The following is a 24,855-nucleotide window of genomic DNA, read 5'->3' on the forward strand; positions in this document are numbered from 1 at the left end:
GTGGCTCATGATCTCATCCTTAAAGACCTCGCGGTCCTCCTCGCCATCATTGCTTCCGTTGGTGGCATTTACTTCCTCGTTCACAGCTTCGCCTCGCTTGCATTCCGTCAAGCTGGTTACTCGGAAAGGGATGACAAATGACTGAAACCCCGATCCCTTGCCAACGCTGCCAAGGCAACGGCGAAATCGTGACGAATTGGGAACGCTACCTTGAGCCTCATGACGGCGACAAAGGCGACGAAGCCGTTGCTGAATGCTCTGATTGCGGCGGCGAAGGCATCATCGACATAAACCCGGTTCACCCATACGCAGCCACTCAAGGCGAAGCTGCGGTATCCACAGCCCCGATGAACGTAAGTCTCCCGGTTACTGACGAGAGGAGCGGTGAAGGCGCCAACGCAGGAGGCAGCCATGTAACCCCCGGTCGGAATGCTCACCCTCAACCATCGGCGGTGGAGCCCGTCAGTAGCTCCACCGAATTTGCCTATCTCGAAGATGCGGGGTCGGGCGCATGACATCAGCACGTATCGAAGCCACGCTCCAGTCGCAGCGCGCAATCCACCAGACAGCCTATCAGGGCTGCCCAGAGTGCCAGCGTCGTCTGTCCATAGCAGAGATTGTCGAGCGCCATTGTGAGGGCTGCGACAAGGAAATTTCACCAAGGGATATTCGGGAGGAACGGGCGTCATGAGTGACCTTTTGCGCATGGATTATATCAACAGCCTTCCTCAGCCGTTTCTCGCCCGCTTCTGCGGAGACAAGGACTTCTGGCCCGTGAATGACTTTGAGGTCGGCACGGGGCTCATGAGGATTGATGTCTGTGGCCTTCTTGACGTGAAACACTTTGGTGAAGTCATGGAAATCAAAGACGGCAACGACGTCACCCATGATCCAGACACGTTCTATTCGGACTGGACCGATGAAGCCCCTGATGACCTTCCCATTGATGAGCCAGCCCTCGAAGCCGAGCTTATGGCCGAAGTGGACCGCATCAACCGTGAACGGGTGGCGGCATGATTGGGTATCTCCTGACATTCGCTGGTGACATGTGGTTCGGCGTTGCCGTCATGGCGGTTCTGGCTGCTTCGAAGACAGGCGGTGAAGCATGACCGATCAAACAGTTTTCATCGGCATCATCGCGTTCCTCGGGGCTGTAACCATCCTTGTCATTCTCGCTCACTTCACAGTGTCGGGGCGGCGCAAGTGACCAAAGTCAAACCCACTGCCTACGGCTTATTCAAACGCGGTTTTGGCACTGACCAAATCGCTAAAGAACTCGGAATTTCGGAAGCGGCTGCGCTCAAATCTCTCACCACCGAACGCAGCGCCGCTCTGAAACTACCATCATCATATCCTTCATTTTCTACCCCTTGGCCAAAGGCCCAGGTGGCGTACGCGGGGCGGTAGCTCCTTTCGTTCCCTGCGCTCCGATAGACCCAAGCTATCAGGAGCGCAGACCATGATCCGACAAACTTCAACCCAGAAACCGACAATTAGAAATGCGGAAAACAGGGAAATTTCGATGAGTACCCTTGAGATGTTTTCTCCAGAACTGGCCCGAGATTACGGGCGAAAAATGCTTGAGATGGAAAGCCGGGGCAACGGCGATCAGTTGAATGCACTCGAAAGGATAGGCCGCGTTGTTGGCCTCAAGCCACGCGCTGTCCGCCGCATTCTCAATGGGGAAACCCAGCCGACATTGTCGGTCTTCGCCCGTCTCCGATCCGGCTACCTCGATCTCTGCGAAAAACAGATCAACAGGTTGCAGCACGAGGTTGCGACCGAAAAGGCGAGGTTTGGCGATGCTGCTTTTGCAGGTCTTGATCATGAAATTCAGGCTCTGGCGGACAAAATCCACAGAGCAAAAGAAGGCCAACCACACGGATAGAAAAGGAACAGGTGAATGACAGCAGCAGCAGCGAATATCGGCCACAACGTGGACAAGGCAGAGCGAGAGCGGCGTGTTCTGTTCGCCTTCTACCACAAGAAGGATCGCGAGATCGCGGCGAAGATGAAGGCTCTTGGCGAGGAGAAGAAGTCCAACCGACAGAATGCCAAGGCATCCGGTTTCCCTGCCCAGAAGCTCGACCATTACCTAAAATCCTTCCAAGCCGAAGACCACCAGAAGCCGGTCGATAAGCTCAAGTCGGAACGGGAAAATCTCGAATGGCTTGGCTATATCCCGGCGACGACCGGCGGCGATCTCCTCAAGCAGACTGATCGCGTCGATGGCGAACAGATGATCCAGGCAAAGGGCTTCCACGCCGGTCTGACGGGCCTTGAGCGAGTTTCTGGCTACGACGCCGGCAGTGTTGACGACAAGCTCTGGCTGGAAAGCTTCGACGCCGGGAAGAAGGAATACGATTCCGAGATCCCCGACATCATGGCGCGGCTTGAAACCACGAAGAGCAAGGAAGAGCCGCCGGCCAGTTCGACCGATGGCGATGACCCTTTCAACCTCAATCAGGAGAAGTGAGCCATGGCCTTTGAGCGGGTTCTTATTCAGGCAAAGCAGGCATCCACAGGTACTGGTTTCAAGGTCATTTTGTCTAAGCGAACTGGACCCGCTTCGATGCGGTTCACGATCACGAAGGCAGTGGCTACGAAACTTGGCTGGTCAAACGGCGACAAGCTCGAAGTTCTCGTCGGAACCGAAGGCGACCACGGCATGCTTCGCTTCCGCAAAAACAACAGCGTTGGCGATGCCATCGTGAGCTTCAAGCAGACGGCAAAGGGTGAATGGGTGTCACTCAATATCGGACACCAGGCCCGCTTCGTGGACGAGGCCCAGCCCGCCGCTTGGTGCCAGTTTGAAGAGATCGAAGGCGGTTATGTCGAAGTCGTGCTTCCACGGTGGGCAGACCGCACGGCGCCTAAGAAGGTTTTGGCAGAACCAAGACCAGTAGGCAGACCACCATCTGATCCGATCCGCAGACCGGCAGCAGTGACTTCCAGCATCATGGGCGATCCGCCACCGAACCGGCGCGAGATGATCGCGAAGATTGGCGAGATCAAAGCCTAACAGTTCCCCCCGGCCAGCTTTCTCCCAAGCGCTGGCCCACTAGCCCGATGCGACAAAATTGTAGTGCGGACCCGTCGCATCGGGCCTTTTCAATCCCACGAGGTTGGTCATGAACCACATACCGCAGACAAGCCAGTTTACCTGCCCGTGCTGTAAGGGCTTCATCGGAGAAGCAGCGCCCATCGATGCCGTGATTGATGCCGAGAACTCGACAGTTGCAAGGCGCATTCTTCGGACCCTCTCCAATCCTGTCGGCAGCCGAGTGGAAACGAAAGACATCATCAAGAAGGTCTGGCCTGTTGATCGGCCATCTGACCCATCGGCAAGCTTGCGAGTAGCCATGTTCCATCTCCGCAAGCGTCTGGAGAAATACGGCTGGTCGCTCATCACTGATCGCAGCCGGGGCATCACTGAATACGGTGGCTCTTTCTACCGGCTTATCCCTGCGGAGGTGTCGGCATGAAAGTTCTCGGCCTCGATATTTCAAAGCATGCCGGTTGGGCGGTGTGGGAGTGCAATCGCTCTCTGGCTTCTATCCGTTGCGATGTCCTTGAGTTCCCCGCGAAGGCGTCGATCGAATACTGTTCGGACCAAATGGGACTAAAAATTACGGCCCTGATCAAGGATCACAAGCCGGATTTCATCATTCTCGAAACCGCCCTCAAGATGAGCCCGAAAGGCACCGCCGCAACTGTTTCATCATGCATGCTTCACGGCGCGGTCTATGCCACGCTCGGCAATTGGGGCAAGCCATGGGGAACAATCAGCGCGGCGACCTGGCGCAAGATGTTCTTCGGACAGGGCTTCAAGCCACCACTCGACAATCACGGCAAGAACGACTGGAAGCGGGCTGCCATTGAGCAGTGCGAACGCGACGGCATAATCCTGCCGACCAAGAAGGCGACACGCGATAACGCCGCTGAGGCTGCCGCTCTAGCTGTTTGCTGGCGCGGGGCAGACATTCATGCCGGTCGCTATCTCCCAGCCTTCCAAGACTTCCTACAGCGCCGCAATGAGCGGTCTTCATCCAACGATCTGTTCGCTGGAGCGGGCGCATGAATGCCATGAACCAAGACTTTACCCCAGCCAACATTGAAGCAGAACAGGCGCTGCTTGGCGGCATCATGGTCAACAATGATGCCCTTCTCCAGGTGCCCGCCACATTCGAAGTGTTTCACTTTTTCGAGCGCATCCATCGCGACATCTATTCGGCAATGCTGAAATGTCGTGAGGCATCCAAGAATGCAAATCCCGTCACCATCCGCTCTTTCATGTCGCCAGAGTCCGCGGCTCAAAAGATCGGTGAAATGAGCCTTCCGCAGTATCTTGCGGCGTTGTCTGGCAATGCTGTGTCCGTTGTGAACGTGCCGGACTATGCTGACGCCGTGACGGAATACTATCACCGCCGGGAAGCCATGGCAGCCGGAGAAGAGGCAGGCATTGCAGCGACCCGCGCCGCCGACGAACTGGAGTTCATCGATCGCATCCGTGATTGCCGTGATCGCTTCTCTGCCATCATAACCGGCATAGAGACGCGCAACGAGCCGCAGGAGAGCTTTAACGACGCGGTTGATAGAACATTCGAAACCACAGGCGATGCGATTGCTGGTCGCCGTGTGTCCGGCCTTGATCTGGGTATCCCCGAACTGACCAATCTCATGGGACCGTTAGGGCAGGGTGAATTGCTTGTCATCGGTGGAGACGTGAAGACCGGCAAGAGTGCGGCCGCATGGCAATGTTTCTTCAATCTCGCAGAGCGTCATCCTATCGCCGGTGTGAGCGGTGAAATGCCCCGTGAGCAAGTCATCATGCGCGAGAAGGCCAGACGCACAGGCATATCTGCAAAGCGTCAGAAGCGCGGGCATGTATCGCAGGAAGAGATGGATGAACTTCTGCAGGCCGGACAGGCGATAAAGCGTCTCAAGTTCATCGACATCATCTCGAAGCAGATCACCTTGGATGAGGTGGATGAGCGCATTAACCGGCTGCAAGGCGAGTTCGGTATCGAAGCCTTCGTTCTCGACCACATCCTGAAGCTGGCATGGACCGGCAAGATGGAAGACGCCGACGACTTCAAGAAGGCGAACAAGGCGACATCGACGCTCAAGAACATCGCAATGAAGCGGAAGATCCCGATCATCGCTCTCACCCACATCAACAAGAACAGCAACGATGGCACATGGGGCAAGACCTATCGCGACCGCCTCATGGCCGCAAAGCGCCGCCGACCGACCTACAAGAGCATGCTGGGCAATATCGATAAGGACGTGGACAACATGATTATCGTCCACCAGGCATACCCAGCCGTCGCAGGGATGGAGCCCGAAGAAGGCACCGACGATTACATTCTTTGGGAATCCACGCTTGCCGAGGTCAAGGGCAAGGCAGAGTTCATCCTAGCCCTGTCCCGTGAAAATGAGTTCCCCCGCCGACAAGAGATAGCTTGGAGAGGCGAAAGCACCAGCTTCGGCCAGGAGTTCCGCAAGGCGCAGAATGACAGGAGGCTTTTATGACCCCCGCAATCCAGTGGAACGGATCTAGCACGAGCTTCGGACAGTGGAGCAGGGCGAAGAATGGAGGGCTGGGCGTATGATGGAGCAGCTATCGATGCTCGACCTGATGACGCCACCACCGCCGCCGAGCAAGCCATGGGTGCCGCCACCAACTCGTCATGTCATGACCCGCGCATATTCCTCCGAATACCTGATGGAGATTGGCCTGGATGAGCGCGACCCAATTGAGATCGAGGTGAGGGGAATATCAACACTCATCAAGTTCTCGTCTGTCTTCTCGACCTACGCCGTACAGCCCGCCGGTTCGGATTACTGGTCGCCTACGGGCTTTCACAGCTTCGCCGGGGTTTATCGGATCGGTGCCAGCAATGAATACGCGAACGATGAAATCCGCGAAATCATCGAAGCCATGATCGACAGTAAGCACGGATGCGGCGGCAAGCTGACGAAGTGGTGGCCTTCCTACTGCCTCCAATGGCGACAGAACAAGTATTTCGCAGACAGGCAAGACCGCGCCACGACCTGGGATCAATTCGGGCCGGAGAAGCAAGCCGAATATTGGGCGAAGCACGATGCAGAACAAGTCGCCGCCCTTGCCAAGATGGAAGCCGAGGGCATCGACCCGAAAGAAGTCTGGAGAACTTACCGATGACAAACAGATTTGATTCTGGTGCGCAACTGTCACCGCAGGGCTGGATAGCTTGGTATCGCGATGTGAAGTGGTCTGAGAACCGCGTTCTTCGCGACGGCAAACACGACATCATCTTCGCAAGCCAGCAGGAAGCCAAGGACGCAGGCCACGAGGCGCTGATGAGCCACCTCAACGGCCACATGACCGGAGAGCGGAATATCGCGCCGCTGCCCACCTCCAAGGAGCGGAAATTCGCAGAGGCATCCAAGCGGCTTTTCCTCAAGGGCGGCAAGTCCGTGATTGTCGAGAAGCGCACTGAGGTAGAGAGACGGAGGATCCCGGCATGAGCGACTTCCTGTTGAAACGTTATGACGTGTCTGTCTCTGGATTCTCAGCCCACGGATATGATGCCCCCACGCCCGGCGCAGCGCGTGTCAAGGCTTGGCATTCCTATTGCTCCTACCGCCATGTGACCTTCAAGGAATTCATGCAGATCAGCGTAGTGCGCAGGGGAACGCCGCCGGAAGGTTATGGCCGAAAGATTTTGGTCAGCGGCAGGGAGGCATTTTTCGTTGCCAATAGCGGGCATGAGGTGCGGTTTGTCATGCCGGGCGAGACAGCAATTTATAATTCTCATCCATTGGACGTAGCCGAGGTGGCAGCATGAAAAGACCAACTGTATATCTGGACCTTGATGGGGTCATGGCTGACTTCGACGCGCACTTCCCGGCACTGTTCGGCGTCGATCATCGCGAAATGCTGGATGATGATATGTGGGCGACAATCAACGCTCATCCGTCCTACTTCCGCGACATGCCGCAATGCCCCGGCGCAAAGGATTTCTTCGACCGCATCTCGTGGACAAACCCGATCATCCTGACAGCCTGCCCAAAGTCGAACTATGCCCACGTAGCGCGACAGAAGCGGGAATGGGTGCGAGATCATCTGTCTACGACCTGCCACATCCTGCCGGTCATGGGTGGCCGCAACAAGCCGCTCTTCATGCACTCGCGTGGTGACATCCTGATCGATGACTTCGAGCGCAACATCAAGGCGTGGCGCGAGGAAGGCGGTTTCGGCATCCACCACAAGGATTTCGCGACGTCTCGCAACGCTCTTGAGGATGAGCTTGTTCGGAGTCGCACAGCATGAACCAGATCGCACACATCTCCTATGAAGACAGAGCCAAGGCCAGAGCGAAAGAGATCAGACTTCGCCTCATGGGGCCGCAGAAGCGTGTCAACGTGTTCCGACGTGGTGGTGAAGAGACTGTTGAGCAGGTCCAAGCCCCGGAGCCGCCCCGTGAGAAGGTGATAGTCTTCATCGGGCCTGACAACTTCAACGCTCACATCAGCGCGTGGAAGACATGGCAGAGAGAACAGGCTGACACCATGGGCAGCCCGTTGCGCTGCTACATCAGGGACCGCGCCATCCAGCTTGGCTATACCTACGCCGACATCGTCGGCCATAGCCGGAAGATACCGCTGGTCGCCGTCCGGCATAGGATCATGTGGGAAATCAAAGCGCAGGTTGACCCAAGCATCACGTTGCCAGAGCTTGGCCGCTTATTCAAACGTGATCACACATCGACTTTGTGGGCCGTGCGGAAAATCCAGAAGATGGAAGACGAGAAGGCGAGGGCGCAATGATCGACAAGCGCGTCTACGCCATTTGCGAAGAGTACGGTATCGAGATCATCGACGGTCGCGCATATCCAGACGTTCGCCAGACGCGCGCTGTCGCCACCATGGACCGTATCTTGCGCAACCGTGGCGAAGATCATTTCCGCATGGTCATGTCTACATTGGCCGAAACCGACAACAACCAAGGGCAACTTGATGAGTACCTTTTTTGGGCCGTGAGTGACCTTGTGGAAGCCTGCAAGGGTATTATCGAAGACGATCCATCAGCCTGGCTGGAATGCTTCGACGCAACACCGGTAGGGCAGCTACAATATATCGCTCGAGACCTATGCGGCATAACCCATCAGCGACATGCAATTGCTGGGATGCTATATGAGAGGATAGTCAGGCGCTTCGGTCCCAACGCTGCGCAGGGCGATCTATTTGACGAACGACGGAGGACAGCATGACCCGCGAAGAGATCATAGACCTTTTCATTTCGGCTGCCGAAGTTGACCGCCGGTTGCCAGACACAGCAAGGCCAGCAAAGCTGAAGGCTCAAGCCCTGCCATATGTCCACGACAAGGCCGACCAGAACGGCTGGGGCGCGGAAAGGTACGGCGAGGAGCGTGAGAGCTTCTGGGATAGCCGCTCCACCCGATTGAAGACAGAAGACATCGGGATATGGGAACGGGCGAACGAAATCATCAAGCGCGCCACAGATGAGAGCAACCGCCGCTGTCTCTGGCGCTGGGCCAAATCCAAGATTGGTGGGCGACCTTTCAGCCAATGGTGCCGAACCGAAAGCATCCACCCGGAGACAGGACGACGCCGCAAAGATCGCGCTTTGCTAGAGATTGAATTAAGTTTCCATCGGAACGCATTGCAAAATAACGAAAATGCCGTTTCAAGCCTGTTGCCAGTTGGCCATGAAATCAGCGATAAACATGTCATCATAAGCGATCCGACGCACTCACTTACATGGCGCTCGGATGATGCTTTCAGCCAGGTGGAAGTCCCAGAGCTTCGGGACTTCACATGGTCAGACAAGCGCAACGAAATTCGCCGCCAGCGTGAAGCAAGAAAGCGCGAGGCGGCATGATGGGCTTACTGAAAATTATCAAGCGCGCCCTTGGGATTGGTGGGCATGCGTGGGTGGCTGAAGATTTCAGTCGGTCATGCCTGAAGTGTGGCCAGTTTGAGGAATCGTGGGTGCCTGCAAAGCAAGCGGTTCTGCCGACCTATTGGCGGATCATAGAGAAGGGCAGCGGTTGTTGCCGCGATGAGCGGAAAATCTAACACTCGGGGTCGCCAAATCTCCGGTGTCAAGCCAACGATTGGCTATAACTTTCGAAGTCGGGTAACGGGTCTGGGAAAGTCCTCGTAGACAGACGCCGCATGCGGGCCGACTAGGGCATGAAACACGGTTCCCACCTCTGGCTTGCCAAGTGGGAGCTTTCAAATCGGCAATGCGTAAATGGTCCCGGCTTCGGGTGCGAACGTCCTGCTTTTAAGGATTGCCATCAGGGTACTAGGTAACCCGCAGTTTCCGGCGCACGAAATATGGCGCTATCGCCGCTTAACACCTTCGCATTGCTGATGCCATTCCAACAGCCCCGCCCGTAACAAGGCGGGGTTTCGCGTTTCGCCCCAGCCCGAAAGGAACCAGCATGCACTCGTCCACTTTCGAATATCTCAACCCTACGGATGAGCAGAAGAGCCAAATGGCCGTCGTACGCGCTGCAGCCAAAGAATTCTGTGATGTGCTTGATGCAAACGTTCCTGACGGCCCTGACAAGACATACTTGATCCTCAAGCACCGCGAGAATGCGATGTGGGCCAATGTGGCGATCACTCGACTTCCTGACGGTGCGCCCCGAAGTACCACCTAATCCCGCATGCCAGAATTAAAGGGTTGGGGCTTAACGGTCCGGCCTTTTTCTTTTCAACCGCCCATTCATGGAGAGAGCGATGCCAACAGTGATGGACATCATCAAAGGCGTTGCCTACCGCCACGAAGAGCGGATGAAGACTGACGCGAACTATAGGCATTCAGTAGCCATTATGCAGCAAGCCTCGGCACCAGTCGAGCGCAGCCGCCATTACGACCGAGACGGATACTGCGACAACCCAGCAAGAGGTTACTGAGCCATGATCACGGTCGATGAAGAGCGCATGGCAGAGTTCTTCTGCAAGTACCACCTGAGAGGATTGCCGAACGCTGCGGTGCTGCATCACTTCGGGTCGGCCGACGCGCCAGACGCACATCCTCATGACCACCCGTGGGGCTTCCGCTCCATCATCATCCACGGCGGCTACATCGAACGGGTCTTCCAACTCGACGGATCAAGCGAACTCATCCACCGCAAGGTAGGTGATAGCTTCGAGATCGCCGCATCGCACATACACCGGATTGAAGAACTGCCAGAGGGCGAATGCTGGACGCTCATCATGCCCGGTCCACATGAGCAGACATCAGGCTTCTACGACTTCCGCCCAGACGGCGCATACCAGAGACGGTGGAATGAGCAGGAGTGGAGTAGGGTGGAATGCCAATATTGAATAACGCCCGCCACGAGTTGATGGCTCAAGGCCTTGCTAAAGGGCTACCGGCAGAGAAGGCGCATGTCGAAGCAGGGTTCAAACAGAACCGGCACAACGCGGCGGCTTTAGCACGGGATCAACACATTTTAACACGGGTGAAAGAATTGCAGGGCAAGGCGGCTGAAAAGGCTGGTGTGACCATACAGAGCCTCACAGAAGAGCTTGAAGAGGCTCGGGGCATGGCAATAGCCGAAAGGCAATCAAGCGCTGCTGTGGCCGCTACAATGGGCAAGGCAAAGCTGCACGGATTGCTCATTGAGAAGAAGCGCCTTGAAGGACCAGACGGCGGACCGGTCAAGATCGACCTGACAGGATATTCAATTGAACAGCTCCAGTCCCTTGAACAACTTCTCGGTTCGATTGCCGGCGGCGCCAGCAGTGATACTGAAGCAGGTGAGAGCGGAGATAGCGAAACGGACGGCTGATGCGGAGCGCGAACGTATCGCAGCAGACGCGGAACGGATTAAAGCCCGGTGCCAAACGCTCGAAGGCTTCATTACCGAGTTCTGGACAGTCCTTGAGCCTAAGAAGGAGCTGAAATTCGGATGGGCCTTGCGCGCTATGTGCAAGCATCTGGAGGCGGTGACAGAAGGCAAGATACAGTTCCTGATGATGACCGTGCCACCTGGCATGATGAAGTCATTGGTGATGGTGTTCTGGTCAGCATGGGAATGGGGACCGCTAGAGCGACCTGATATTCAGGTTCTCGCCACCTCCTACAGCCAGCCGAACGTTCTTCGCGATAACATGAAGCTTCGCCGGTTGGTGGAGAGCGACAAGTTCCAGATGCTCTGGCCTCTAAGGCTTCGAGACGATCAGAACGCCAAGGGCAAGTTCGAAAACACAGGCAGCGGCTTCAGTGAGGCCCGCCCATTCAGCTCCATGACTGGCGGTCGCGGTGATCGGGTAAAGATCGATGACCCGCATTCGACCGAGACAGCAGAGAGCGACACAGAACGGCAGACGGCAGTCCGTATCTTCCGAGAGGGCATATCGGACCGTCTGAACGATGTAACGACATCAGCCATTGTCATCATCATGCAGCGATTGCATGAGCAGGACGTGGCCGGTGTGGCGCTGCAGCTTGATATCGGCTTTGTGCATCTCAACCTGCCGATGGAGTTTGAACCGGAGCGCAAGTGCCAGACATATGTCAAAGGCGAGATGTTCTTCGAAGACCCACGCACTGTAGACGGGGAGCTTCTATTCCCTGAACGCTTTCCGGCGACCGAGATCGAGCGGCTCAAGCGGGCAAAGGGATCATACGCCTATTCGGGTCAGTACCAGCAAAGGCCAGCGCCGCGCTCTGGCGGTATGTTTCAGCGTGGTGACTTCGAGATTGTTGACGCTGTTCCAGCCGGTGCCATGCGGTGCAGAGCGTGGGACTTTGCAGCAACGCAGCCGAAGCCCGGGAAGCAGCCTGACTGGACCGTTGGTCTGCGGATGGCCCACCGCAATGGCATCTTCTACGTCGAGGATGTGAAGCGGGATCGGTGGTCGCCAGCCGATGTGGAAAAGAACCTGAAGAACACGGCATCGCAGGATGGCCTAGAGGTTCGGGTTCGCATGCCTCAAGACCCCGGCGCTGCTGGTAAGTCGGATGCAGCCACAAAGGTCAAACTGCTGGCCGGTTACGAGGTCAAGGTGGTCAGCCCGACCGGTGAGAAGTCGGTGCGCGCCAAGCCAGCCTCTGCACAGGCAGAAGCGGGCAACGTCAAGCTGGTCCGTGGACCATGGAACGATACCTTCCTGGATGAGGTCTGCTCATTCCCTAACGCCCAACATGATGACCAGGTCGATGCCTTCGCTGATGCTCTGAATGAGCTTGCGCTTGGCTCTACCTTCACACTCGACAATATCTGAGGAACCCCATGGGAAACAATGACGTGCGGCTGAACGACAGCCTGACCAGTCTCGTGTCCCGCATGGGAACGGATAGGGACAAGGCCGCAACGGTCTTCTACACGCACCCGACGATGACAGATGAACAGGCATTGGCCGCATATCGTGGCTCGTGGCTACCGCGCAAGATCGTTGACATTCCGGCCTTGGATAGCTGCCGCAAGTGGCGCGACTGGCAGGCAAAGAACGCTGAGATCGAACTGATCGAGGCAGAAGAGAACCGGCTGAACCTCAAGGGCAAGGTGCTGGACGCTCTCATCAAGGCTCGGTTGCTGGGTGGTGGCGCGCTATTCATCGGGACAGGTGACGCGAACCCAGAGGAACCGCTGGACTATGAGAAGGTCAAGAAGGGTGGCCTGAAATACCTGACCGTGCTTTCCAAGCGCGATATGTCGGCTGGCCAGATCGATCAGGACGTGAACTCCGAGTTCCATGGGAAGCCGTCCTACTACGAGGTGACCGGCAACAATGCGATGGTGCGAATCCATCCGTCTCGTCTTGTGATCTTCGCTGGTGCCAAGCATCCAGACAGCCTCATGATGGGTATTCAGGATGGGTGGGGCGATAGCGTCCTCACATCCACGCTCGATGCCATCAAGAACGCTGACAGCACGTCAGGCAACATTGCCTCGCTCGTATTTGAAGCGAAGATCGACATTATCCGCATTCCAAACTTCATGGCCTCGCTCGGCAATGAGGAATACAAGCGGAAGATCCTTGAGCGCTACACGCTGGCAAATATGTCTAAGGGCATCAACGGCACACTGCTGCTCGACAAGGAAGAGGAATACGAAACCAAGACTGCCCAGCTGGCTGGCCTGACAGACATCCTCATGGCCTTCATGCAGATTGTCTCCGGGGCTGCTGATATCCCTGTCACGCGCCTTCTTGGGCAGTCACCAGCGGGCATGAACGCAACCGGCGCCAGCGACATGAAGAACTATCATGATCGCATCCAGTCGATTCAGCAGCTGGAAATGACACCTGCCATGCACAAACTGGATGAGGTGCTTATCCGGTCTGCGCTCGGTAGCCGCCCGCCTGAAGTCCACTATGTCTGGTCGCCACTTGAGCAGATGAGCGAAAAGGACCGAGCTGACATCTTCAAGCTCACTGCCGATGCAGCAAGACAGCTTGTCGGTACTGGAACGGGGCAGGAGATCATCACACGCGATGCCGTGTCCAAGGCTCTGATCAATCGACTGGTCGAGGATGGTGTTCTGCCTGGTCTTGAGGACGCGGTTGATGAGTTTGGAACTCTTGAAGAGAACAAGCCAACCGAAGAAGAGCTTGCAGCCGCCGCAGGAGCCCAACAGCCGGCAAACGATGCCGCTCCACGGACGCTCTATGTGCGCCGTGACGTGATGAACCGTGCAGACATCGTGAAGTGGGCAGAGGAACAGGGGTTCACGGACATCGTGCCTGATCTACATGTGACGATTGCCTACAGCAAAACGCCTGTCGATTGGTTCTCGATTGGAGAAAGCTGGTCGCCTAAGCTGGAGATCGGCGCCGGTGGACCTCGTCAGATGGAAGCGCTTGGAGAAAGCGGCGAATATTACGCGCTGCTCGTCACTGCTTCTGATCTGCGCTGGCGTCATGCTGAGATTGTCGAGCGCGGTGCTTCATGGGACTGGCCAGAATACCAGCCTCATATCTCCATTCAGGTTGGTGGCAACATCGATCTCGCAGCGGTCGAGCCCTACCAGGGCAAGATCATCCTTGGGCCTGAGATATTCGAAGAACTCCGCGAGGACTGATGCTTATTCGCACCGTAACCACCGTGAGCGCCTTAAACAGCGCTGGGCAGGTCGTAGAGGCATTGCCTGTGCGCGAGGCTGCAACGGGCGAGACTGACATCGTTGGTCGCCCTGTGACGCCTATCGACGTTGTGGAAGACGTGAACGGAGTTCCTGTGCGGTTTGTCACGGGGAAGTCGGCGGTTAACTCGGCTGGCCAGGTGGTGGACACTATTGCGGTGAAGAGCGGCGGTTCTCCTGCCATCTCAAACGCAGCGCTTCTTGCTGCTCTGCCGGCTGATCCTCTCATTGCAGAAGTAGGCGGCTCTCGCGAGCGGCAGAACGGCATTGGCGCATCAAACCAGATACGCACGATGTCGATGGGCCAGCTTATGTGGGCTCGGATGCAGGGGCAGAACTTTCGGTCATCGTTCTATTACGATGCTGCCGGTCAGTCTGCGATGAATGGTCTTACGTTCGCACAGGACGGCGAAGGCTTCATCCAAATGAAGCAGCGCGTGCCGAAGATACTGGCATCTGATGTGCATCTTGTCATTGTGGCTCTGTCTTCGAACTCGGTTCAGTTCAACAACCCTGATGGCTCGACATTCTCGGTCGATGGTTACTTGAACCTCGTCAAGCCAATGATCCTCGACCTGATTGCTGGCGGCAAAGCTGTGATGGTCAAAGAGCTTTGGGAGCGTGGCACAAATGCTGGTGGCCCTTGGCAGGCGAACAATGCGCCACGTTTGCTGATCCCGTCCATCAATGCAGCGATGAAAACATGGTGCCAAGACAACGGCGTTCCGTTTATCGAGGTCCGCTCGACATTCGTTGATCTGGCTTCCCCGAACAAAGAGCCGGTTACCGCGCTCGTTCGTCCCGACCTGACACACCTTTCCACTCTCGGCGGTAAGGCAATGGGCGACATTTTCATGGCCGCGCTCGCGCCATACCTCAAGGCAGTTCCTGCCCGCGACTTGCTGACCGGCAATCTCGTCACCAATGCCGCCATGAGTGGAACTGGTGGGACCGTAGGCGCTGGCGCAACCGGACAGGCACCAGATAGCCATACACTCGCCAGAACCGGCGCGACAACGGCCACAGTATCGTCGGCTGTCATTGTCAAGGACGGCAAGCGCTGGACTGAAATCACCATCGACACGTCCACCATGACGGCGGCGACGGCTGAAGGCTTCACGCTCACGCCTGCAGCAATCACAGTCGTTTCCGGCAAATGGTATGTGCCGAAGGTTCGCTTCGAGGTGGATGCGTTCAACGGCTGGCTGGGCGCTCCTCAGATCAGGTCAACGACTGGCGCCAACTCTTCCTTCGGGATGGCTCCAACGAACTCAGGCGGATCAGCTGAAACTGCTGTCTCAACTGCCGTTCTGCCCGGTCCTGCCGTGGCCTACACAGGCGTTCTTGAAGGCATGCCATCTCTGGGGACCACGACAAGCGCGAGCATCTATGCGGCGATGTACTTTGCGCCAGGTAGCGGGATCGCCAAGATTCGGTTTACGGAAATCGCCTTGCAGGAAGTGCCAGACCCGGCCTTGTTCCTGTACGACGAGACAAACACAACGCCGCTGACATTCACGTCTTCGGCCACCATGACAACGCCAGAAGAGCAGCCTTTCGCAACCGTCGTCACCACCTCGCGGCCAGCTTCATTCAGCCTATCTGGAACGAATGCGGCACTCTTCTCTATCGATCAATATGGGAATTTGACTGCGGGCGCCTTTGACGCGGATGCGGGCGGGTCTAACGTCTACACCTTCACCATCACAGCCAAGCCCTACAACCTGTCTCTGCCGTCTGTGAACCAGAACGTGACGCTTACCGTCACCAACATCGATGACGGTTACACTGACCTGTTCACCGGCACCAATGGCACGGACTTGGCTGACTATTCACCCAACTGGACAAGAGTTGGTGGCGCATCAGGTGCAATCACGATTGACACCAATGCAGCAAAGAACAACTCGGTTAGCGGCGCTATTGCCGTCACTGGCTATATGGCCCCGCAACAGGGCGACACGCGATATCAGCAGATACGCTATACGCCTGCCTCATCATCTGCTGGCCCTCGCCAAGCTGTGCTTATGCAGGATGAGGCCAACGCGCTCTATCTCGTCAATGGTTCGGCTGTTGTTCAGGTCGGCAGGTTGAACGCCGGCACGCCAACGACGCTCTTTTCGACAGTGCCTTACAAGAGCATCGGTGCCAACACGGATGAAATCATTGGCAACATCTACAACGATGGCACCAATGACATTCTACAGGTGCTGCAGAATGGGGTAGAAATCGGCTCTGGCATCGTGACAGGCATTCTACCGGCTGCTCGACGGTCTGGTCTGGTTAGCAACCAATCGTCCGGCTCTGGCAACAGAACGGACAAATGGAACAACCGCCCCTCGTCCGGCAAGATTATCTCAAAGGTCGGATTGAGGGCGCTCACCATGACGCCTTTGACCGGCGCTGCTGGAGCCGACTATGCCGGGGCTCTATCCAATAGGACAACGAACTCCAGCATCTCGGTTGTCGTCACAAAATCGAGCGTTGCGCAACCGGACTGGCTGGCCGATGGCGACTTTATCAGATGCTCGGCTGTGACGGCCGGCACGTACACAGTGACCGTTACGGAAAGCTTTGCTGGGGCTGTAAACAATAACCTCCAGACAGTGTTCACAGTCGTGATCTCATAAGGGAACCACCATGCAATTCACTGACGCTGTAACGGTGTCCGGCACGCGTCGGACTGCCGATGGATATCTCATTGCCGAAGCTAAGTCGGTTCGCACCGGCATCCAGCTTTACTCGGGTGATGAAGTCGGCAAGCCAGACATGAAGGTGGTGCGGGTTTATCGCCCTGCCGATCAGGTCTTCGCAGACAGCAGCCTCCAGAGCTTTACACATGCGCCGGTGACTATGGGCCATCCCGATGAGCCTGTTACCGCTGACAACTGGCACAAGCTTGCAAGAGGCGAAGTCAGTACGGCTGCAAAGAAGGATGGCGAGTGGGTTCACCTGCCTCTGATCCTGAAGGACGCTACGGCCATCTCAGAAGTCGAGAGCGGCAAGCGTGAGCTATCCGCCGGGTACACCTGCGAGCTCGTCTGGGGCGACGGCTTCACGCCTGACGGGCAAGAGTTCAACGCCACCCAGACCAACATCAAGATCAACCATCTCGCAATCGTAAGCCGTGCGCGTGCTGGTTCACAAGCTCGCATTGGTGACAGTGCGGGAGAATGGGGCGCTTCCCCGCTCACCAATGATCACAAACCGAAAGAGGAAAAGATCATGACCCTGAAGACGGTTACCGTCGATGGCATCCCGGTTGAAGTAACCGATCAGGGCGCTGTCGTTATCACAACACTCCAGAGCCGGCTTGCTGATGCTGCAGCTAAGGCATCTGCGGCTGAAGCATCTCACCAGGTTGCCCTTGCTGCCAAGGACAAGGAACTGGCCACCAAGGATGCTACCATTGATGACCTGAAGACAAAGGTCGTTGACGGTCCTGCGCTCGACAAACTGGTGGATGAACGTTCCAGCATCGTTGAGAAGGCCAAGAAGGTTGCGCCAACGCTCGACTGCGCTGGCAAGTCCAACGTGGATATCCGCCGCCTTGCCGTTGCTGCCAAGCTCGGTGACGCATCCGTAAAGGACAAGAGCGACGACTATATCGAAGCTCGTTTCGACACGCTGGTTGACGGCGTTTCGGCAGACCCATTCGCCCGCGTCGTTGCTGACGGCGTGAAACAAACAGGTGACGTTCGCACGGATGCTGAAAAGGCCCGTTTGGAACGTGACCAGTCGCTTCGTGATGGTTGGAAGATCATCGAAAACAGCGCCGCTTAACCAGGAGGACCGGCAATGGCCGTTTATCAGGATACCTACACAGCCTCCCGTGCGGTTGGCTACGCTGGCATGATTGCCAACGGCGAGACGAGCAATCGTATCTCGCGCACCATCGAAGATGCCGCCGGTGTGGCATTCGGCAAGCCTGTGTTCCGAGGCGTTGGCGACCATGGGGCAATCGCTGCTCCAACCGCCGCTGCGCTCTTGGGCATTACCATCGCCAACTATGCCTCTCCTCCGGTCGCCGCGACTGGTGTGCAGGCAGACATCTACACTCAGTACTCCACCGCAGGCATCCTGACACAGGGCGTCATCTGGGTGCAGTCGAGCGTGGCTGTTGCCGATGGCGATCAGGCCTATGTCACCTCCGCCGGCGTCATCACCAACGTATCGACCTCGAATACCATCCTCAATGGTTGGTTCTTCCAGGACACACTCAGCGCTGCGGGCCTTACCCGTCTGGCGAAGCGCTAAGGAGGCGCCACCATGCAGAAGATCGATTTTACCGACGCACAGGCCGCTCTCGGCTTCGTCACCCCGGCGTTCTACAACATCGAACGCACGGTCTATAAGCGGAAATATCCGTCTTTCGACTATGCTTCGCTGGTGCCTGTCATCACCGAAGGCAGCGAATGGGCGCGCGGCACTCTGTTCCGCTCGACTGACTCTGTCGGCAAGGCAGAGTTTCTCAGCGGCAAGGGCTTCGATATGCCCTATGCCGATGTCACCCGTGATCAGTTCCTCAAGGGCTTCGAGCTGGCCGGTATCGGCTACGAGTGGTCGCTTGAAGAACTCCAGGTTGCCGCGCTGGAAGGCCGTCAGCTTGGTTCTGAAAAGGGTGAAGCGGCTCGCGCCATCGCTGAACAGTTCCTCTGGAACACAGCAATGACCGGGCAGCCCGAAAAAAACTGGACAGGCCTCGTCAATGACGCGACCGTGCCAGCTGCTCTTGCTGCTGCAACAGGTACGGGTGCGACCACAACTTGGTCCACAAAGACGCCCGAACAGATCCTCGTGGACATCAACTCCGCGATTGAGGGCATCGTCACTTCCACTCAGGAAGTCGAGATGGCAGACACGATCCTCCTGCCATTCGCCCGGTTCAACGCAATCGCGACACGTCCTATCGGCAACGCTGCTGATAAGACCATCGCCACCTTCCTGCGCGAGAACAACACCTATACGTCCGAGACCGGCCGTCCGCTCACGATCCGCACCCTTCGTGCGCTCAATACGGCTGGCGCTGGCGGTACGGCTCGTATGGTGGCCTATCGTCGCGACCCGGAAGTGGTGCGCTTCCACCTGCCGATGCCTCACCGGTTCCTGCCTCCTTTCCAGAAGTCCTCCATGACCTGGGAAGTGGCCGGCATCCTGCGCACCGGTGGCACTGAAATCCGCCTGCCAAAGGCCATCAGCTACATCGATGGCGTGTGAGGAGAAACGAACATGGCAAAGGTCACAAACATTTCTCCCGGCCCTCGTGGCCTGCATACATCGGCTGGCCTCGTCTTCGTTGACGCTCATCGGGTCTGGGAAGGCGAGATTGACGACGCCGCGCTGAAATCGGCTATCGACACAGGCTGGTTCGTCAAGGGCGAAAAGAAAGCCCCAGGCGAAGAGGGCGACAGCGAGGAAGTTGTCGGTCTCAAGACACAGCTTGCGGAGCGTGATCAGCAGATCGCTGAACTGCGCACCAAACTGGAAGCTGCCGAGAAGGCTGTTTCGGAAGCTGGCAACGGCAACCAGACCGCAGCACTCAAGGCCGAACACCATGGCGGTGGCAAGTTCAACGTGACGCAGGGCGAGGCGGTTCTGCTGTCTGGCCTGTCCAAGGCTGAGGCCGATGACTTCAACGCCAAGAGCGACGAAGACAAAGCCGCTTACGTGGACGCCTCCAAGAAGTAATCACCATCCCCGGCGGGCAACTGCCGGGGCAACCAACACCATAGGGGAATGACATGGCTGCATATGGCAACATCGCAGGTTTCACGACTTATGCTGAAGCTGCTGGCTATGCGTTCCCCGATGGCACGACCGATGCCCAGAAGTCCGCGGCTCTTTTGCGTGGGTCTTTGGTGATCGATCGGTATGAGCCACGGTTCAGCGGAAAGCGGGCCGGGGGCTTTGCACAAGATCGGGCATGGCCGCGCACCGGTGCCAGCACGTACTATGGCGAGGCGATACCGGATAACGTGATACCGGCGGCGATTGAGAACGCAGCTTATGAAGCAGCTTTCCTTGAATTGACCAACCCCGGCAGCCTTTCACCGGTCATTACCGGATCTGCCACGGTCAAGCGCGAGAAGATCGGAAGCCTCGAAGTCGAATACAGCTCCAGCTCGAGTATGAGCTTCGAGGACATGATCAAGCTTGCCACACCTTTTGTGCTGACCATTGAGGGAATGCTGTGGATGTTCTTCGTCCCGGTTCTCCCAGCTATTCTGGTGGTGTGAATGGCAAACGCTCTTTTCACCCGCCTGCAAGAGACTGCCCGCAAGCTAATCACCAAATACGGCCAGCAAGGCACCGTGACGCGCTATGGAGCGCCGGACCCTGTCAATGGTGGCGATCCTGTCGCAACGCCTTACACGGCCACGCTTGTCCCGCTGGCTTACAATGCCAGAGACATTGACGGAACAAACATTCTCAGCGGCGATGTGCAGATTTACATCTCGTCGGTTGGCCTTGCGATTGTGCCGGCCACTGGTGATTTCGTCGCGACTGCTGACGGCAAGACCTATCGCATTATCAACAACGATCCGAACAACTATGACGGCATCACGAACGTGGTGTTCATTGTCCAAGGGAGAACCGCGCCATGACGAACGTTCTGCTGACCAAGGCTTACCAGTCCAACGCCGCCGGGGCTCTGCTTCAGGATGTGCCGAAAACCGAAGCTGATGCCATCGAAGCCCTCGGGCTGGGTGAAATCCTCAAGGAGCCTGCCAAGGTAGAAGCCAAAGGCAAGGGCGAGAAGGGGGCTGCAGAATGAACCGGTCTGCAATCATTCGGCACAATGCCAAGCTTATCCGCGAGCATGTGCGCGGCAAGACAAAATCAGAGCGCAAGGCAATCTATGCACTTATCGCAGGTGGCCCCCTCGCTCTCGTCGCGCAGGTAGCGTCGATGCTTGTAAAAGCACACACGGAAGTGAACATCGAAGTCCAAAGCCACGGCGCTGATTATGACCGCATCGTGCGCAGCATTGAACAGGGCGCTCGCGCTCGCTCAGCCAACGATCACAGGTTCCGGCTTTAATGACCACTCTTCGCCAGCAGCTTGACGCTCTGATCGACACGCTGACCCCATCCATGGAGAAGGCATTCAGGGCAGCGATAGACGATATCCGCTCTGAGATCGTGCTGGCTGAAGTCGTGACCATGCTTGAGCTTCGGGATATCGAGGGCGCCATCAACGCGCTGCACATCGATCCAGAGGCTTTCAGGCCATTGTCTGATGCAGTTCGGCAGGCATTCAATCAGGGCGGCATTCTAGTCACCCAGAACATGCCGAAGCTATCCGATCCCACAGGCGCGCGCGTCGTTGTCCGATGGGATGGTGAAAACCAGCGTGCAGAGCAGATCATCCGCACCAAGGCCGCTCAACTGGTCACGATGGTGACGGAAGACACGAAAGAGATGATCCGGGAGCGCATTGCCGCCGGGTATGAGCAAGGGCAGGGGCCGCGCACCATCGCAACATCTATCGCCGGTCGCATCGACAAGGTGACAGGCAAGCGCGTGGGCGGCGTTATCGGCATGACGGCACAGTTAGGCCGGACGGTCGAGAAAGCGCGTGTGTCGCTCTCCACGGGCGATATTGAGGGTATGAAAGCCTATCTGCGGCTATCCAAGCGCAACCGAATCTACGATGCGCGGGTTCGCAAGGCGATTGAAGCAGGCAAGCCGGTTGATGCCCAGACAATCGGGAAGATCAATGAGGCTCTGACGAAAGCCTACGTGAACCTTCGCGCTCTCTCGATTGCACGAACTGAAACCATGATGGCGGTGTCCACATCGCAGCATGAAGCATTCCAGCAGGGTCTTGATAAGGCTGGTCGGGACGCTTCGCTCGTGACGCGCACATGGCGCAGCGCAGGAGATGGCCGGGTTCGTCACAGCCACATGGTCATGAATGGCCAGCAGGTTGTTGGCATGGACTTGGCATTTCAGGCACCATCCGGTGCGATGCTTCGCTATCCGGGTGATACCAGCCTTGGTGCAGGTGCTGCCGAGGTCATCAACTGCCGGTGCATCGCGATCTATTCGTTCGACTTCGCAGAGGCTTATGCTCGATCTAGGGGATTGTGATGGCTGATACCTTTGCTGGCACCATCTCCGCATGGGCCGCGCAAGAGCGCGACCGCATGGAGGCGATCTTCCACACGTCAGCACAGGCAATCTACGCAGAACTGAGAACGACGGTGAACCAAGGCGGGCGTCTACCGCTCGACACGGGCAACCTAAGGCGCTCATTCATGGCATCGACAGCACCTATTCCGAGCCGTGGAGACGATCAGACAGAGTTTCCCGACTATGGACCGGAATCGGAAATGGTCATCGCCAATGCGCCTCTGGGCAGCACGATCCACATTGGAAGCCAAGCTTCGTATGCCGCCAGAATGAATTATGGATTCGTCGGTACTGACAGTCTGGGAAGGGTCTACAATCAGGCCGGGTTCGGCTTTCTTGATGCCGCCCAACAGAGATGGCCGCAGATCGTGAAAGAAGCGGAGGCTAAGGTTCGCGGTCGCTTTGATCGAGCGTAACGCCCTCTGACAACGATACAAACGCCGTCTGGATGATCGTCAGGTCACGGATAGCCATGGATAGCACGTCCTGAGCGTGTTTCGTCCGAACAGTCTTATTCAGCAACAGCGAAAGCGCTTGGTGCAGGAGGTCGTAAACCTCTTCATCGGTTAGTGCTTTCTCGGCCATGGGGAACGGATAGCAGATGGCCGATACGGTTGAAAGAGACATATTCCAAGGCCTAACGTTGCGCATGGGTGCCACGGCTTTGCCAGCGGGCGTCGAGCGGGTGTTGCCAGGGGTGGTTTACTCGCCTTCGGCAACATCGAAGTTCGTAAGCTTCGAAGTCCACTTCAATAAGTCGATCGAGACCGACCTAACGCTTGAAATGGACCCCATACGGATTGGTTTCATTCGTGGAAACGTGATGTGGCCAAAGGGATATTCACAGGTTGACGCTATCGACGTCGCCGGGATCGTCCGGGCGCATTTCAAGCGCGGCACATCATTCTACCAAGATGGAACACAGATCAGATTTGATGAAGACCCGTCATTGGGCCCACTCATCATCGGATCAACCCACACCAGCCTGTCTGTCTCGGCGGATTGGATTTGCTACCCAAAAGTTCCGGCCTGATTGGCCTGCCTATCGCTCCTTCGGCAAGAGCACAATCAGACATGAGAGGACTATCAGATGCAGCTCTATCCTGTAGCCGGTGCAAAATTTGACATTGGCCCCGCAGTAACCACCGTTCCCGACGACGTTGATATGGTGGCAAGCCTGTTCACGTCAGTCACGTTCACTGAAATCAAGGGCTGGCAGACAATGGGCTCCGTTGGCGATGCTGCCGCGCTCATCACCGAAGCCGTGATTTCCTCTGGCCGCGACTTGAAGGCCAAAGGCACCAAGAACGCCGGTTCGATGCAGAACAACTTCATCATCCTGCCGGAAGATGTTGGCCAGATCGCGCTCATCGCCGCTTCGGAATCGCCCTACAACTATCCCTTCCGCATTCGCTTCGATGATGCGCCGCCTCCTGCCGTCTCAGTCGTCACCGTGACAATTGCAGCACCCGGCGTGTTCTCTTGGAATGCCCATGGCCTGGATGCTGGAACGCCGATCAAGTTCAGCACCACCGGCGCGCTTCCAACCGGGATCACTGCTGGCACGACTTACTATGTGGTAGCACCAACGACGAATGCCTTCAGTGTGGCGGCAACAGTTGGCGGCTCTGCGATCACCACGACCGGCACGCAGAGTGGCATCCATACCGCAACCACGGTCCCAAGCGGCACGGTGAAATACTTCTACGGCATCGTCATGTCTTCGAATGAGCAGGGCGGCGGCGCGAACACGGCGCGTCTCATTCAGGGCAACGTCGAAATCAACTCCCGCGTCCTCACGGTCGCTCCGATTGGTGGTGCTTGATGACTGCTGAAACACTCGACCTATCCTACCTCTCCGACTTCACCAAACGTCAGTCGGAGGGCGTGGAGCGCGATATCATGCTGCCCAATGGCAAGGCTATGGGGCTCAAGATCAAGATTGTCGGCCCCGACAGTGAGCGGGCCGAAAAGGCAGTGAACGAAGTTCAGAAAGAGTTTGCGGCCAAGGCTTCGAACTCTGGTGACATGGATGAATCGACAATGGCAGAAGATCGCCAGCGCCGGTTCGCCTATGCCTCCAAGTGCTGCGTTTCGATGACGCCGAATGTCGTGAAAATTGGTGACGAAGAGTTCAAGTGCAACGAAGACGATCTGCGCAAGCTTTTCGCCAAGCTCTTTTTCGTCGGTGATCAGGTTTACAGCCAAGCGGTATCGCGCGCGGATTTTATCGGAGGCTGATCGAGGCGCTTTGCCAGTGCATCCGAGATCAGCACCAGAAGAAACCTGTCAGGATACCGTCAGCCGGTTCTCATGTCTGGGTGTGGTTTAGGGAACTCGACCGCGCCAGACCTGGGACCGGCTACGGCATCAACCCGATATCATGGCATGAGCTTGATGCTTGGTCGCGTCGGAGAAAGGTCGATCCGTCTCAATGGGAGGTGGATGCGATCATGGCTCTGGACGCGGTCAGGATGGAACTGTTCTACGAGAAGCAGAATGCTCCAGAAGAGCCGAAACCGGAAGTCTCAGAACGTCCTCTGACATCGCGTCTGTTCGATGCTCTGTTCTCCGGCAGGAAATAAACACCGCCTGAAAGGTAAAGCCCT

At 56.8% G+C, this 24,855-nt stretch carries 37 protein-coding genes; all 37 read left to right on the top strand.

Annotated elements, in window-relative coordinates; all coding sequences use genetic code 11:
• The 37 genes from RQI55_RS24205 to RQI55_RS03335 all read left to right on the top strand — a co-directional run bounded on the left by RQI55_RS24205 (position 1) and on the right by RQI55_RS03335 (position 24,831).
• Positions 1-141 carry a hypothetical protein gene (locus tag RQI55_RS24205; RefSeq protein WP_409233679.1) on the top strand — a complete coding sequence of 47 codons (141 nt, stop codon included), beginning with the start codon at positions 1-3 and terminating at the stop codon, positions 139-141.
• Complete coding sequence (locus RQI55_RS03160; protein ID WP_311272209.1) at positions 138-515, top strand: hypothetical protein; 378 nt, start codon at positions 138-140, stop codon at positions 513-515. Before RQI55_RS24205 ends, RQI55_RS03160 begins: the two co-directional genes overlap by 4 nt.
• Entirely contained in the window at positions 512-691 is a 180-nt protein-coding gene (locus RQI55_RS03165; protein ID WP_311272208.1) for a hypothetical protein, read from the top strand. The genes RQI55_RS03160 and RQI55_RS03165 overlap by 4 nt, the downstream gene beginning before the upstream one ends.
• Positions 688-1,017 carry a hypothetical protein gene (locus RQI55_RS03170; RefSeq protein ID WP_311272207.1) on the top strand — a complete coding sequence of 110 codons (330 nt, stop codon included), beginning with the start codon at positions 688-690 and terminating at the stop codon, positions 1,015-1,017. Before RQI55_RS03165 ends, RQI55_RS03170 begins: the two co-directional genes overlap by 4 nt.
• Before the next feature lie 505 nt (positions 1,018-1,522).
• On the top strand, positions 1,523-1,888 hold the full coding sequence (locus RQI55_RS03175; RefSeq protein ID WP_311272206.1) for a hypothetical protein: 366 nt from the start codon (positions 1,523-1,525) through the stop codon (positions 1,886-1,888).
• Between the two features lie 15 nt (positions 1,889-1,903).
• Positions 1,904-2,476, top strand: coding sequence for a hypothetical protein (locus RQI55_RS03180; protein WP_311272205.1), 573 nt, complete (start codon positions 1,904-1,906; stop codon positions 2,474-2,476).
• Positions 2,477-2,479: 3 nt separating this feature from the next.
• The gene (locus RQI55_RS03185) at positions 2,480-3,022 is read left to right on the top strand and encodes a hypothetical protein (RefSeq protein WP_311272204.1); all 543 of its coding nucleotides are present in this window, start codon (positions 2,480-2,482) and stop codon (positions 3,020-3,022) included.
• Positions 3,023-3,131: 109 nt separating this feature from the next.
• On the top strand, positions 3,132-3,485 hold the full coding sequence (locus tag RQI55_RS03190; protein ID WP_311272203.1) for a hypothetical protein: 354 nt from the start codon (positions 3,132-3,134) through the stop codon (positions 3,483-3,485).
• Positions 3,482-4,081 carry a hypothetical protein gene (locus RQI55_RS03195; RefSeq protein ID WP_311272202.1) on the top strand — a complete coding sequence of 200 codons (600 nt, stop codon included), beginning with the start codon at positions 3,482-3,484 and terminating at the stop codon, positions 4,079-4,081. Before RQI55_RS03190 ends, RQI55_RS03195 begins: the two co-directional genes overlap by 4 nt.
• Positions 4,078-5,535 carry a DnaB-like helicase C-terminal domain-containing protein gene (locus tag RQI55_RS03200; protein ID WP_311272201.1) on the top strand — a complete coding sequence of 486 codons (1,458 nt, stop codon included), beginning with the start codon at positions 4,078-4,080 and terminating at the stop codon, positions 5,533-5,535. Before RQI55_RS03195 ends, RQI55_RS03200 begins: the two co-directional genes overlap by 4 nt.
• 94 nt (positions 5,536-5,629) lie before the next feature.
• Positions 5,630-6,187 carry a hypothetical protein gene (locus tag RQI55_RS03205; RefSeq protein WP_311272200.1) on the top strand — a complete coding sequence of 186 codons (558 nt, stop codon included), beginning with the start codon at positions 5,630-5,632 and terminating at the stop codon, positions 6,185-6,187.
• Positions 6,184-6,513 carry a hypothetical protein gene (locus tag RQI55_RS03210; RefSeq protein WP_311272199.1) on the top strand — a complete coding sequence of 110 codons (330 nt, stop codon included), beginning with the start codon at positions 6,184-6,186 and terminating at the stop codon, positions 6,511-6,513. The genes RQI55_RS03205 and RQI55_RS03210 overlap by 4 nt, the downstream gene beginning before the upstream one ends.
• Entirely contained in the window at positions 6,510-6,833 is a 324-nt protein-coding gene (locus tag RQI55_RS03215; RefSeq protein ID WP_311272198.1) for a hypothetical protein, read from the top strand. Before RQI55_RS03210 ends, RQI55_RS03215 begins: the two co-directional genes overlap by 4 nt.
• Positions 6,830-7,318, top strand: coding sequence for a 5' nucleotidase, NT5C type (locus RQI55_RS03220; RefSeq protein ID WP_311272197.1), 489 nt, complete (start codon positions 6,830-6,832; stop codon positions 7,316-7,318). The genes RQI55_RS03215 and RQI55_RS03220 overlap by 4 nt, the downstream gene beginning before the upstream one ends.
• Positions 7,315-7,815 (top strand): hypothetical protein, encoded by a 501-nt coding sequence (locus RQI55_RS03225; RefSeq protein ID WP_311272196.1) that lies wholly within the window; start codon positions 7,315-7,317, stop codon positions 7,813-7,815. The genes RQI55_RS03220 and RQI55_RS03225 overlap by 4 nt, the downstream gene beginning before the upstream one ends.
• On the top strand, positions 7,812-8,258 hold the full coding sequence (locus tag RQI55_RS03230; protein ID WP_174022095.1) for a hypothetical protein: 447 nt from the start codon (positions 7,812-7,814) through the stop codon (positions 8,256-8,258). The genes RQI55_RS03225 and RQI55_RS03230 overlap by 4 nt, the downstream gene beginning before the upstream one ends.
• On the top strand, positions 8,255-8,890 hold the full coding sequence (locus RQI55_RS03235; RefSeq protein WP_311272195.1) for a hypothetical protein: 636 nt from the start codon (positions 8,255-8,257) through the stop codon (positions 8,888-8,890). The genes RQI55_RS03230 and RQI55_RS03235 overlap by 4 nt, the downstream gene beginning before the upstream one ends.
• Before the next feature lie 568 nt (positions 8,891-9,458).
• Positions 9,459-9,680 carry a hypothetical protein gene (locus tag RQI55_RS03240; protein ID WP_311272194.1) on the top strand — a complete coding sequence of 74 codons (222 nt, stop codon included), beginning with the start codon at positions 9,459-9,461 and terminating at the stop codon, positions 9,678-9,680.
• Between the two features lie 259 nt (positions 9,681-9,939).
• Positions 9,940-10,350 carry a hypothetical protein gene (locus RQI55_RS03245; protein WP_311272193.1) on the top strand — a complete coding sequence of 137 codons (411 nt, stop codon included), beginning with the start codon at positions 9,940-9,942 and terminating at the stop codon, positions 10,348-10,350.
• Positions 10,347-10,817: a hypothetical protein gene (locus RQI55_RS03250; protein WP_311272192.1), complete on the top strand. Its 471-nt coding sequence runs from the start codon at positions 10,347-10,349 to the stop codon at positions 10,815-10,817. Before RQI55_RS03245 ends, RQI55_RS03250 begins: the two co-directional genes overlap by 4 nt.
• Positions 10,771-12,255 (top strand): phage terminase large subunit, encoded by a 1,485-nt coding sequence (gene terL / locus RQI55_RS03255; RefSeq protein WP_311276909.1) that lies wholly within the window; start codon positions 10,771-10,773, stop codon positions 12,253-12,255. The genes RQI55_RS03250 and terL overlap by 47 nt, the downstream gene beginning before the upstream one ends.
• Positions 12,256-12,263: 8 nt before the next feature.
• Positions 12,264-14,054 carry an anti-CBASS protein Acb1 family protein gene (locus tag RQI55_RS03260; RefSeq protein WP_311272190.1) on the top strand — a complete coding sequence of 597 codons (1,791 nt, stop codon included), beginning with the start codon at positions 12,264-12,266 and terminating at the stop codon, positions 14,052-14,054.
• The gene (locus tag RQI55_RS03265; RefSeq protein ID WP_311272189.1) at positions 14,054-16,741 is read left to right on the top strand and encodes an SGNH/GDSL hydrolase family protein; all 2,688 of its coding nucleotides are present in this window, start codon (positions 14,054-14,056) and stop codon (positions 16,739-16,741) included. The genes RQI55_RS03260 and RQI55_RS03265 overlap by 1 nt, the downstream gene beginning before the upstream one ends.
• 10 nt (positions 16,742-16,751) lie before the next feature.
• Positions 16,752-17,894 carry a DUF2213 domain-containing protein gene (locus tag RQI55_RS03270; protein WP_311272188.1) on the top strand — a complete coding sequence of 381 codons (1,143 nt, stop codon included), beginning with the start codon at positions 16,752-16,754 and terminating at the stop codon, positions 17,892-17,894.
• Positions 17,895-17,909: 15 nt separating this feature from the next.
• The gene (locus tag RQI55_RS03275; RefSeq protein ID WP_311272187.1) at positions 17,910-18,368 is read left to right on the top strand and encodes a hypothetical protein; all 459 of its coding nucleotides are present in this window, start codon (positions 17,910-17,912) and stop codon (positions 18,366-18,368) included.
• A 12-nt stretch (positions 18,369-18,380) separates the two neighbouring features.
• The gene (locus RQI55_RS03280; protein ID WP_311272186.1) at positions 18,381-19,328 is read left to right on the top strand and encodes a DUF2184 domain-containing protein; all 948 of its coding nucleotides are present in this window, start codon (positions 18,381-18,383) and stop codon (positions 19,326-19,328) included.
• A gap of 12 nt (positions 19,329-19,340) precedes the next feature.
• On the top strand, positions 19,341-19,799 hold the full coding sequence (locus tag RQI55_RS03285; RefSeq protein WP_311272185.1) for a hypothetical protein: 459 nt from the start codon (positions 19,341-19,343) through the stop codon (positions 19,797-19,799).
• Positions 19,800-19,852: 53 nt separating this feature from the next.
• Positions 19,853-20,347, top strand: a complete 495-nt coding sequence (locus RQI55_RS03290; protein WP_311272184.1) for a DnaT-like ssDNA-binding protein — start codon at positions 19,853-19,855, stop codon at positions 20,345-20,347.
• Positions 20,348-20,716: a hypothetical protein gene (locus tag RQI55_RS03295; protein ID WP_311272183.1), complete on the top strand. Its 369-nt coding sequence runs from the start codon at positions 20,348-20,350 to the stop codon at positions 20,714-20,716.
• On the top strand, positions 20,713-20,886 hold the full coding sequence (locus RQI55_RS03300; RefSeq protein WP_311272182.1) for a hypothetical protein: 174 nt from the start codon (positions 20,713-20,715) through the stop codon (positions 20,884-20,886). Before RQI55_RS03295 ends, RQI55_RS03300 begins: the two co-directional genes overlap by 4 nt.
• The gene (locus RQI55_RS03305; RefSeq protein ID WP_311272181.1) at positions 20,883-21,152 is read left to right on the top strand and encodes a hypothetical protein; all 270 of its coding nucleotides are present in this window, start codon (positions 20,883-20,885) and stop codon (positions 21,150-21,152) included. Before RQI55_RS03300 ends, RQI55_RS03305 begins: the two co-directional genes overlap by 4 nt.
• Positions 21,152-22,204 (top strand): phage minor head protein, encoded by a 1,053-nt coding sequence (locus RQI55_RS03310; protein ID WP_311272180.1) that lies wholly within the window; start codon positions 21,152-21,154, stop codon positions 22,202-22,204. The genes RQI55_RS03305 and RQI55_RS03310 overlap by 1 nt, the downstream gene beginning before the upstream one ends.
• Positions 22,204-22,662, top strand: a complete 459-nt coding sequence (locus tag RQI55_RS03315; RefSeq protein ID WP_311272179.1) for a hypothetical protein — start codon at positions 22,204-22,206, stop codon at positions 22,660-22,662. Before RQI55_RS03310 ends, RQI55_RS03315 begins: the two co-directional genes overlap by 1 nt.
• A gap of 185 nt (positions 22,663-22,847) precedes the next feature.
• Positions 22,848-23,279 carry a phage tail terminator-like protein gene (locus RQI55_RS03320; RefSeq protein WP_311272178.1) on the top strand — a complete coding sequence of 144 codons (432 nt, stop codon included), beginning with the start codon at positions 22,848-22,850 and terminating at the stop codon, positions 23,277-23,279.
• Positions 23,280-23,336: 57 nt separating this feature from the next.
• Positions 23,337-24,071, top strand: coding sequence for a hypothetical protein (locus RQI55_RS03325; protein ID WP_311272177.1), 735 nt, complete (start codon positions 23,337-23,339; stop codon positions 24,069-24,071).
• Entirely contained in the window at positions 24,071-24,487 is a 417-nt protein-coding gene (locus tag RQI55_RS03330; RefSeq protein ID WP_311272176.1) for a hypothetical protein, read from the top strand. The genes RQI55_RS03325 and RQI55_RS03330 overlap by 1 nt, the downstream gene beginning before the upstream one ends.
• A gap of 212 nt (positions 24,488-24,699) precedes the next feature.
• The gene (locus RQI55_RS03335) at positions 24,700-24,831 is read left to right on the top strand and encodes a hypothetical protein (protein WP_311272175.1); all 132 of its coding nucleotides are present in this window, start codon (positions 24,700-24,702) and stop codon (positions 24,829-24,831) included.
• The last annotated feature ends 24 nt before the right edge of the window (positions 24,832-24,855 follow it).

It is taken from the genome of Rhizobium sp. WCS2018Hpa-16, from assembly GCF_031843705.1.
Taxonomy (GTDB): domain Bacteria; phylum Pseudomonadota; class Alphaproteobacteria; order Rhizobiales; family Rhizobiaceae; genus Agrobacterium; species Agrobacterium tumefaciens_C.

What these genes read in the sequence shown, in the direction of transcription:
- RQI55_RS03160 (WP_311272209.1), top strand. Translation starts at nt 138, where the DNA reads ATGACTGAAACCCCGATCCCTTGCCAACGCTGCCAAGGCAACGGCGAA.
- RQI55_RS03165 (WP_311272208.1), top strand. Translation starts at nt 512, where the DNA reads ATGACATCAGCACGTATCGAAGCCACGCTCCAGTCGCAGCGCGCAATC.
- RQI55_RS03170 (WP_311272207.1), top strand. Translation starts at nt 688, where the DNA reads ATGAGTGACCTTTTGCGCATGGATTATATCAACAGCCTTCCTCAGCCG.
- RQI55_RS03175 (WP_311272206.1), top strand. Translation starts at nt 1,523, where the DNA reads ATGAGTACCCTTGAGATGTTTTCTCCAGAACTGGCCCGAGATTACGGG.
- RQI55_RS03180 (WP_311272205.1), top strand. Translation starts at nt 1,904, where the DNA reads ATGACAGCAGCAGCAGCGAATATCGGCCACAACGTGGACAAGGCAGAG.
- RQI55_RS03185 (WP_311272204.1), top strand. Translation starts at nt 2,480, where the DNA reads ATGGCCTTTGAGCGGGTTCTTATTCAGGCAAAGCAGGCATCCACAGGT.
- RQI55_RS03190 (WP_311272203.1), top strand. Translation starts at nt 3,132, where the DNA reads ATGAACCACATACCGCAGACAAGCCAGTTTACCTGCCCGTGCTGTAAG.
- RQI55_RS03195 (WP_311272202.1), top strand. Translation starts at nt 3,482, where the DNA reads ATGAAAGTTCTCGGCCTCGATATTTCAAAGCATGCCGGTTGGGCGGTG.
- RQI55_RS03200 (WP_311272201.1), top strand. Translation starts at nt 4,078, where the DNA reads ATGAATGCCATGAACCAAGACTTTACCCCAGCCAACATTGAAGCAGAA.
- RQI55_RS03205 (WP_311272200.1), top strand. Translation starts at nt 5,630, where the DNA reads ATGCTCGACCTGATGACGCCACCACCGCCGCCGAGCAAGCCATGGGTG.
- RQI55_RS03210 (WP_311272199.1), top strand. Translation starts at nt 6,184, where the DNA reads ATGACAAACAGATTTGATTCTGGTGCGCAACTGTCACCGCAGGGCTGG.
- RQI55_RS03215 (WP_311272198.1), top strand. Translation starts at nt 6,510, where the DNA reads ATGAGCGACTTCCTGTTGAAACGTTATGACGTGTCTGTCTCTGGATTC.
- RQI55_RS03220 (WP_311272197.1), top strand. Translation starts at nt 6,830, where the DNA reads ATGAAAAGACCAACTGTATATCTGGACCTTGATGGGGTCATGGCTGAC.
- RQI55_RS03225 (WP_311272196.1), top strand. Translation starts at nt 7,315, where the DNA reads ATGAACCAGATCGCACACATCTCCTATGAAGACAGAGCCAAGGCCAGA.
- RQI55_RS03230 (WP_174022095.1), top strand. Translation starts at nt 7,812, where the DNA reads ATGATCGACAAGCGCGTCTACGCCATTTGCGAAGAGTACGGTATCGAG.
- RQI55_RS03235 (WP_311272195.1), top strand. Translation starts at nt 8,255, where the DNA reads ATGACCCGCGAAGAGATCATAGACCTTTTCATTTCGGCTGCCGAAGTT.
- RQI55_RS03240 (WP_311272194.1), top strand. Translation starts at nt 9,459, where the DNA reads ATGCACTCGTCCACTTTCGAATATCTCAACCCTACGGATGAGCAGAAG.
- RQI55_RS03245 (WP_311272193.1), top strand. Translation starts at nt 9,940, where the DNA reads ATGATCACGGTCGATGAAGAGCGCATGGCAGAGTTCTTCTGCAAGTAC.
- RQI55_RS03260 (WP_311272190.1), top strand. Translation starts at nt 12,264, where the DNA reads ATGGGAAACAATGACGTGCGGCTGAACGACAGCCTGACCAGTCTCGTG.
- RQI55_RS03265 (WP_311272189.1), top strand. Translation starts at nt 14,054, where the DNA reads ATGCTTATTCGCACCGTAACCACCGTGAGCGCCTTAAACAGCGCTGGG.
- RQI55_RS03270 (WP_311272188.1), top strand. Translation starts at nt 16,752, where the DNA reads ATGCAATTCACTGACGCTGTAACGGTGTCCGGCACGCGTCGGACTGCC.
- RQI55_RS03275 (WP_311272187.1), top strand. Translation starts at nt 17,910, where the DNA reads ATGGCCGTTTATCAGGATACCTACACAGCCTCCCGTGCGGTTGGCTAC.
- RQI55_RS03280 (WP_311272186.1), top strand. Translation starts at nt 18,381, where the DNA reads ATGCAGAAGATCGATTTTACCGACGCACAGGCCGCTCTCGGCTTCGTC.
- RQI55_RS03285 (WP_311272185.1), top strand. Translation starts at nt 19,341, where the DNA reads ATGGCAAAGGTCACAAACATTTCTCCCGGCCCTCGTGGCCTGCATACA.
- RQI55_RS03290 (WP_311272184.1), top strand. Translation starts at nt 19,853, where the DNA reads ATGGCTGCATATGGCAACATCGCAGGTTTCACGACTTATGCTGAAGCT.
- RQI55_RS03295 (WP_311272183.1), top strand. Translation starts at nt 20,348, where the DNA reads ATGGCAAACGCTCTTTTCACCCGCCTGCAAGAGACTGCCCGCAAGCTA.
- RQI55_RS03300 (WP_311272182.1), top strand. Translation starts at nt 20,713, where the DNA reads ATGACGAACGTTCTGCTGACCAAGGCTTACCAGTCCAACGCCGCCGGG.
- RQI55_RS03305 (WP_311272181.1), top strand. Translation starts at nt 20,883, where the DNA reads ATGAACCGGTCTGCAATCATTCGGCACAATGCCAAGCTTATCCGCGAG.
- RQI55_RS03310 (WP_311272180.1), top strand. Translation starts at nt 21,152, where the DNA reads ATGACCACTCTTCGCCAGCAGCTTGACGCTCTGATCGACACGCTGACC.
- RQI55_RS03315 (WP_311272179.1), top strand. Translation starts at nt 22,204, where the DNA reads ATGGCTGATACCTTTGCTGGCACCATCTCCGCATGGGCCGCGCAAGAG.
- RQI55_RS03320 (WP_311272178.1), top strand. Translation starts at nt 22,848, where the DNA reads ATGGCCGATACGGTTGAAAGAGACATATTCCAAGGCCTAACGTTGCGC.
- RQI55_RS03325 (WP_311272177.1), top strand. Translation starts at nt 23,337, where the DNA reads ATGCAGCTCTATCCTGTAGCCGGTGCAAAATTTGACATTGGCCCCGCA.
- RQI55_RS03330 (WP_311272176.1), top strand. Translation starts at nt 24,071, where the DNA reads ATGACTGCTGAAACACTCGACCTATCCTACCTCTCCGACTTCACCAAA.
- RQI55_RS03335 (WP_311272175.1), top strand. Translation starts at nt 24,700, where the DNA reads ATGGCTCTGGACGCGGTCAGGATGGAACTGTTCTACGAGAAGCAGAAT.